The sequence below is a fragment of the Xenorhabdus littoralis genome, assembly GCF_033949345.1.
Lineage (GTDB): Bacteria > Pseudomonadota > Gammaproteobacteria > Enterobacterales > Enterobacteriaceae > Xenorhabdus > Xenorhabdus littoralis.
On sequence record NZ_VCDP01000083.1, the window covers coordinates 1 to 7866 of the forward strand.

At 48.1% G+C, this 7866-nt stretch carries 8 protein-coding genes; all 8 read left to right on the top strand.

Going from position 1 to position 7866, the window contains the following annotated elements:
- Nucleotides 1–231, top strand: a 231-nt coding sequence (locus tag FE394_RS16775; RefSeq protein ID WP_319927498.1) for a hypothetical protein, incomplete at its 5' end; no start/stop codon positions are given.
- Between the two features lie 36 nt (nucleotides 232–267).
- Nucleotides 268–603 (top strand): phage tail protein, encoded by a 336-nt coding sequence (locus tag FE394_RS16780; RefSeq protein ID WP_319927499.1) that lies wholly within the window; start codon nucleotides 268–270, stop codon nucleotides 601–603.
- Nucleotides 600–1304, top strand: coding sequence for a phage minor tail protein L (locus FE394_RS16785; RefSeq protein WP_319927500.1), 705 nt, complete (start codon nucleotides 600–602; stop codon nucleotides 1302–1304). The genes FE394_RS16780 and FE394_RS16785 overlap by 4 nt, the downstream gene beginning before the upstream one ends.
- Nucleotides 1305–1306: 2 nt before the next feature.
- The gene (locus tag FE394_RS16790; protein ID WP_319927501.1) at nucleotides 1307–2020 is read left to right on the top strand and encodes a C40 family peptidase; all 714 of its coding nucleotides are present in this window, start codon (nucleotides 1307–1309) and stop codon (nucleotides 2018–2020) included.
- On the top strand, nucleotides 1963–2556 hold the full coding sequence (locus FE394_RS16795) for a tail assembly protein (protein ID WP_319927502.1): 594 nt from the start codon (nucleotides 1963–1965) through the stop codon (nucleotides 2554–2556). Before FE394_RS16790 ends, FE394_RS16795 begins: the two co-directional genes overlap by 58 nt.
- The gene (locus tag FE394_RS16800) at nucleotides 2556–5819 is read left to right on the top strand and encodes a TipJ family phage tail tip protein (protein WP_319927503.1); all 3264 of its coding nucleotides are present in this window, start codon (nucleotides 2556–2558) and stop codon (nucleotides 5817–5819) included. The genes FE394_RS16795 and FE394_RS16800 overlap by 1 nt, the downstream gene beginning before the upstream one ends.
- Nucleotides 5816–6817, top strand: coding sequence for a DUF6453 family protein (locus FE394_RS16805; protein ID WP_319927504.1), 1002 nt, complete (start codon nucleotides 5816–5818; stop codon nucleotides 6815–6817). The genes FE394_RS16800 and FE394_RS16805 overlap by 4 nt, the downstream gene beginning before the upstream one ends.
- Nucleotides 6818–6834: 17 nt before the next feature.
- On the top strand, nucleotides 6835–7866 hold a 1032-nt coding region (locus tag FE394_RS16810; RefSeq protein ID WP_474068182.1), incomplete at its 3' end, for a phage tail fiber protein.

Here is a 7866-nt window from a genome sequence, read left to right on the forward strand (position 1 = left end):
CTTAAACGGAATTCAGGTTATCATTTAGCATACGATATGGAAAAAGGACTTGTTTTTGGTGAGGAAACCATTGAGGTAGCGGTTGATGTTTTCATGGATCAAAATGATAGGAGAGAACTTTCAACATCTGTTGAATTTTCCTATGACAAGAGCTTAACCCTTGAACATATTGAAAACAAAGCCATTGAGATGGCAAAAGAAAAGCTTAAGAAAATAAGCAACGAAATCTAAATAACCCTCTTCGGAGGGTTTTTTAATGGGTGAAATATGACAAAACCAGAATTCAAATGGCGGCCACAGGATAACTACGAGGTGACTCATGAGCCGCGCGTAAAGGTTATCAAGTTCGGCGACGGTTACGAACAACGCTTCAAAGACGGTATTAATAACCAGTTGAAACGCTACCAGCTTAATTTTGTTGAGAAAATGGAAACAGGAAAAGCCATTGATGAATTTCTACAGGCAAGGGGTGCTGTAGAGTCTTTTACATGGCTAACCAGTGACGATAACCAACTACGTACTTTTGTTTGTCGCTCATGGACAGTGAACCGGCAGCGGGTGATCTGGTCTGTCAGTTGTCTCTTTGAAGAGGTGGTCGCATGAGGGATATTCCAAAAGAGATGCGGATTGCGGTTACTGATCTGAGTCAGAACGCAATTCTTAATCTCTATGAAATAGATTTAACGCCGTTCGGTGGGGATATCTACCGCTTTCATGATGGCATGAATGGTAAGCTGGAACCAGTTATCTGGCAAGGAATGCGCTACGAGGCGTACCCTGTGGAGGTTTCAGGTTTTGAAATGAATGGTAAAGGCCCAAGCGCCAGACCCAAGATGGTATTTGCCAACGTTAACGGGTTCATTACGGCAATCAATCAGGATTTCAACGATGCTTTAGGCGCGGTTGTGACACGCCACCAAGTGCCGGAGATTTATCTGGATACAGTCAATTTTCCCAATAGCAACCCACAGGCAGATCCGACCCGAGAAGCAGTGAGCAAATATTTAATAGAGCAGAAACAGGATTCGAACGCGGACTTCGTAACCTATGTGCTGGCCTTACCAAGTGAAACAGATGGCGCCCTGATCCCCGCGCGTGTGGTTCAGGCTGATATTTGTAGCTGGCAATACCGCAATTCTGATTGTGGCTATGATGGCCCACCCGTGGCAGACGAGAAAGACCAGCCAACTACTAATCCACTCAAAGACCGGTGCTCCAAAAAATACGCGGGCTGCATCAAGCGCTTTCCTCGCCCTCAATCCATGCCCTTTGGCGGCTTTTTGGGTGCTAACAAACTAGGTTAACCATGATTGAACAAGACATTATCGCCCACGCGAAAGCGGAGGGGGTGAGGGAATCGTGCGGCCTGATTTCAGGCGGTCGTTATTTCCCGTGCCGTAACATTTCGCCCGATCCTAAGCACTATTTTGAAATTAATCCTGATGACTGGATAACCGCAGAGTGCTTTGCGGACATTGAAGCCATTGTTCACAGCCATCCAAATGGAAAACCCCGATTGAGCGCAGGTGACCGGGAGCAGCAAATCAAAACAGAGTTACCGTGGTGGCTGGCTTGTGGTAATCGGGTGCATAAATTCCGCCCCGTTCCCCGGCTATTAGGCAGGGAATTTATACATGGTACACAAGATTGCTACTCCCTTATTCGGGATGCATATCACCTTGCGGGTATCGAATTAGCCGACTTCAACCGTGACGATGAATGGTGGAATACTGGACAAAATCTTTACCTCGATAATATCGCAGCTCAAGGACTGGAGCAGGTTGACGAGATACAGGAAGGCGACATCATTCTCATTTGCCTAGGCAGTCAAACACCCTGTCACGGGGCTATCTATATCGGTAATCAACACATCCTGCATCACAGGCCAGACCGTATCAGCAAACGCGATATCTACGACGGCTACTGGCTCAAATACACACATTCAGTCTGGAGGCATAAACAATGGTCAAGTTACAGCTTGGAGGCCATCTTAGAAGATTTGGCCGTCGCTACGAATTAGAGGTTCGTGATGCAGCGGAGGCCATTAGGTGCTTGTGTTACCAATTAACCGGATTCCAGAAAGCCATTTCTGATGGACATATCCGTGTACGTATTGCTGGGCGCGATATGACAGAAACGAGCATCCCTGCTGGCATGAATCACCCCCTGAATGATGGCGATACGGTCACTATCGTTCCGGTTGTGGGGGGTGCTGGTGGGAACGGGGTAGGTATGGCTATTTTGGGTGTTGTTGCGATTGCAGCAGCGTTCTGGACGGGAGGGGGATCATTAGCTGCATGGGCGAGTGCGTCTGGTGCAGCAGCTACAGCCGCTACCGGATTAGCCATTGCGGGTGTTGCTCTGATCGGCGCAGGACTGGCATCTATGCTGACCAAAATGCCTAACGGTCCCGAAATAGGTTCAAGCAAGCAAGACGGAAACCAGTATTTCAATTCACTGGAAAATCGCATCGGGCAGGGCTATCCGGTGCCGATTGCTTACGGTGAGATGGTTGTGGGATCAAATGTGATTTCTCAGGGTTTGGAGACGGAATAATGGGTAAAGGTGGAGGCGGTGGCAGCACACCGACATTACTTGATGACAATCTAAAAAATAAACAATTTTTGCGGGTTGTTGATCTGATTAGTGAAGGCCAGATAGAGGGGCCTGTGGGTGGCTTGCACGGGTTCAGAATTAATGGGACGCCAGTTGTTGATAAAAACGGACATCCCAATATTAATGGTGTCACTGTGCAGTGGCGCGCTGGCACTCAATCCCAAGAACCGTTGAGCGATTACCCGTTTGTTGAAAGTGAGATTCCCGTCAGTGTTGAGGTAAAAAAAGATACCCCCATTCTCAGGACGGTATCTAATCGTGATGTGGATAGGGTCAGGTTTACTCTAGGCGTCAGTGGCTTGGTGAAAACAGACAGTAAGGGCAATCAAAGCAACAGCTCAGTAGAACTGGCTATTGCGGTGAATGATGGTGATGGGTGGGCACATGCCAAGACGGTTCAGATAGGCCCTGCTAAAATCAGCGGTCAGTATTTAGAATCTCACACTATTGATGCACCAAAGAAAAAGCCATTTCAAATCAGGGTATCGCGTTTAACGGATGACAGTAAAAACGACCAGCTTCGCAATGGTACAGTCTGGGCCAGTTATACTGAAATCACCGATACATTGATGAGTTATCCCAATAGTGCTGTGGTGGGGATGCGTATTGACCGGTCACTGTTCGCTGATACTCCCAAGCGCACCTATCATATTCGCGGGATGATTGTTCAGATGCCGGATAACTACAACTCTGAGACTCGCGAATATAAGGGGGTATGGACAGGGCGATTCAAACCCGCGTACACCAATAACCCGGCTTGGATCTTCTATGACTTGGTAACCAATACGCGCTATGGCATCGGAAAGTTGATGGGGTCTTTTGGCTGCGATAAGTTCTCCTTGTATGCCATTGCCCGATATTGTGATGTGATGGTGCCTGATGGGTTTGGTGGAATGGAGCCGCGCTTTACCTGTAACGCCTACATCGCCACCCAACGCAAGGCACGGGATGTGTTGGATGATTTAGCTTCTGTCTTTCGGGGGATGCAGGTCTGGAATGGATTGCAACTCACCAGCTTTCAGGACAGGCCATCTGATCCTGTGTGGACATTTACCAACGCCAACGTAGTTGAGGGAAAATTTAACTACAGTTCTGCGTCCAAAAAGGCTCGACATACAACCATTGAGGTTACTTGGACTAACCCAGATAACGGCTGGAAAGATGAGCGGGAAATGATTCAAGATGATGAATTGGTAGCCCGTCTTGGTATTAATATTAAGAAAGTGACAGCATTTGGCTGTACCAGTCGTGGACAGGCTCATCGCGTTGGCAAATGGATAATTGAAACTGAAAAGCTGGAAACTGACTCAATAACATTCAGCACAGGAAAGGAAGGCATTAACTGCATTCCCGGCGACATTGTTGAAATTGCCGATAACAGTTTTGCGACTGCCCGTATTGGTGGGCGGGTACTTTCCTTCTCAGGCAAAGAGGTTCGCCTTGATGCACCAGCCGAATTTTCGAAAGGTGATACAGGTTATTTTTCTTACATGGGAGTAGAAGGGAAGTTTGTTCGGGTTGATATCGAATCCGTCAGCGGGGATGTGGTTACACTGAAAGAAGAACCTGTCGGATTGCGGCAATGGGGCGTGTTCTCGATATCTAAAAAATCACTAGTTACCCGTCTGTTCAGGGTGATGAGTATTGCCGAAGACGCCAAAACAGGGAATTACAATTTCACCTGTATTCAGCATGAACCTCAGAAAGAGGCTATTGTTGATCACGGCGCTGATTTCAAGGGCAATCCTGCCACGCAAAACGTAATCCGCCTACCCAATATTGAGCGATTGAGCATTGCATATGTTCTCGATAGCTCTCAGGTTCAGGCTCGCGCTATGTGGGCAACAACAACCATAAACCGCAATGTAACCTTTGATGTTGCCGTGTATCGCGATAATAAAGTGGTGTCACGTGGGAGCACTAAAGAGCTGGAATATTACTTTAATGGTCTGGATGCTGGCGTGTATATGGTCGGCGTTCGCGCCCGTGATGATAACGGTATGCTGGGGGATGAAACTAAGGTTCAGATGGTGATTGGCGCGCCCGCTGCTCCCTCTGCTATTAATATTGAACCGGGCTTTTTTGAGCTTAAGGCCATTCCTCACATTAGCGCACCAAAAACTCTGGATACACAATTTGAGTTTTGGTTTTCCGAAAAACAGATCACCAACATCAATGAAATTGAGTCTCAGGCTGATTTTTTAGGCATTGCAAAATTTTGGATAAAAGGCCAACTGAAAGCGGGAACTCCATACTGGTTTTATGTTCGCAGTGTTAACGAATTCGGTAAGTCACATTTTGTTGAAGCGGATGGTGAACCCAATGATAACACCAAGGAAATCATAGAAGAGCTGGGTGATCGGTTCCTCACCGCCGAGGCCGGGAAGCGGATACAGAATCAACTGGATTATCAGGCGGAAGCTGCCCTGATTAACGGGGCGGCGATTCAGGAAAATTCCTTTGAGTTGTGGGCACGGGATGGCGAGAACAAGGCGGAAATCAAACGGCTTGACCGGGTGTTTGCGGATGAGAAAGAGGCATGGGCACAATCCATCAAGGAAGTGAAAGCGGAGGTAAAAACGGGTATTGGGGAAGTCAAAAACGACATTAAAGCCAGCGTACAGGAAAATCAGCAAGCGCAGGCGAAAACGGATAAAGCTGTTGCTGATAATGAGCGACGTACACAGGTTCAACTTGATAAGCAGTCAGCCATTATTAGCGAGAAGGCCACCGCCGTCTTTGATGTGAGCGGCAACGGTTATGCCATTCATGATATTGGAGCCGGGATAAACTACAACGGGCAGTTTTATAAAGCCGGAATGGTCATCGGGGCCGAGGTGAAAAACGGCAAAGTGGAAACCCACTTCGGTGTCAGAGCCAATCAATTTACTGTGGTGAATCCGACTAATGGCAAGCTGGAACCCGTGTTTGTCATTAAAAACGGGCAGGTCTTTATCAAGGAAGCCTTTCTCGGTACAGCGGTGATTGATGGGGCGAAAATCAAGAATGCCTCCATCACGATGGCAAAAATTGCCGACGGGATACGGTCGGATAACTGGCCGCACGGGGGCTGGAATTTGCCGAAGAACGGGGCATTTGAGATGAAGGGGGCGGCAGGGGGCGCACGGATAGCTTTAGATCATACGGGGCTGGCCGTCTATGACGGCGGCGGGGCATTACGGGTAAAGGTAGGGAAAATATGAGTGATACATTAGGCATTATGGTCCGTCCCGGTGATGGGGGGAAGCCTTATTATCTGGACTCTGACCGGGCGCAGATGTTGAGTTTGCTACGGACAGTTGCTATTGATGGCTGGGACGGCAAGAATTATTACTATAAAAAATCATTTCACATTCCCGAAGCCCGAAATTTCAATATTGTCCTTATTCCGATTAAAACGGTGATGGTGGGTCAGCAGGGACTACAATCTATTATCAGAGACCGCCGGATAGAACGGATGTCTATGGACGGGGAATATCTGAATATTGAGCTGAACGAGACACTCTATGATTTTGCCGCTTTTTCTGAACGTGAGCGGAGTTTCTACATTCAGGTCTGCGGCGACCCCAAACATACGGAGTCTTTTGGTATCAAACTGGCGGGAATGAATGGGGTATCGACCATTGCCGACCAGAACCGACTGGGCTATTGCGTCTACCGGGGCCGATTTTCGTTAGGGAAAGACGGGCAATGGCGGGTGCCGGACTCCATCCCGAACCGCTCGCAATGTCTGGTATTCGCCCGAACAGAAACGCCCGGGGCCGCCATCGGCATGACGCATGATAAAGTCATCGTAAACAATGAGGTTGCCTGTGAAGTCCATGTGGTGATTTTCTCCAGCGGCTTCCCGTTACAGAAACCGGACTGGGGTGTGGCCATTTATAACGCTTCTGGTCACCTGACCTATTCCTCTTATTACACCCCGTTCTTTCTGGGCGAAATGATACCCGTGAGAGACGGACGAGGAGCAGCCAGAACCATCGCCCGACCGATGATACATGTTAACCGGCTGGCAAAACTGGTGAAAAATGTTCAGGGCAATAGCTGGCGCTTTGCCGATTCAGGCTTCAAATTCTCCGGTAACACCATCTCAATCAGTGAAGCGGGCAAGATGGATTTTGAATATTTTCAGGCAGACCATTTCAGCTACCAGCCCATCAACTACGACATCTACGCGATTAACTTCGACGACTACTTCTGACTTCCCAGGAATAACTTATGTTCTATTCACAAGGCACAATCTCTACCGTGTCCGGCTCCGCTATGGTTCGCGGCACGGGCACCAAGTTTAAAAGCAACATCAATGGTGTTGCCCCGGCACAGCTTATTTTAATCCGGTCCGGCAACGGTAACCTGTTACATATGATTCAGGCGGTGAACTCGGATACCGAACTGGTACTGGCGGATAACGCCACGGTAACCCTCAATAACGTGAAATACCAGATACAAACGACTGTCCCTGACTCCATCTCAGACGGTGTCCGGCATATCGTGGCCAACAGCAGCTATGTTGTCAATTTTCTTCAGAACATGGACAGGTGGATGTCACAGAATGGCACGGTGGATGTGACCCTACCTAACGGTCAAACAGTGTCATTGCAATCAATCAAGGCGTTGTATGCGGCGGTAACGGGGAAACTGGATAAATCTGCGAACGGGGCGGACATTCAGAATAAACAGGCGTTTGTTAATAACTTGGGTTTGAATGGTATTTTGAATAATAAGATTTCATGTGAGGAATATCAGGTAGGAGCACGAGGTGGGGCGATAAATAATTTTAACGACATTCAGCCAAACAGGGCATTCTATGGGTATGCGGAGGCACTCAACTCATCCGGAATGTATGGGCCGGGTATAGATATCAGAAATGCTCATAATGAATACGGATTTCAGTTGCATGTTAACTACAACTCGTCACGCATGAGAATCAGAAATGTTTATGAGGCCGTTAAATGGACTCCGTGGAGAGATGTTTTAGTCGATGGGGTATCTGCAACGGTGGATGGCAGTGGATATTACAAAAAATCCTCCCCCATCATCCAAATTCACCCCGATGGTAAATTTACCACCAACGACGAATCGGAAGGCGCAACAGTCACCAAACTCGGCACCGGTCACTATCAGATAGCCAATGTCCTCGGTTATAACGCTGACGGGGCATGGGGTGTGCATGGGGGTATTTCCTCGCCGAAGAATAACAACGGACTGGAACTCATCTACATTGATGACCGGGTGAATAAGGACGGCAGC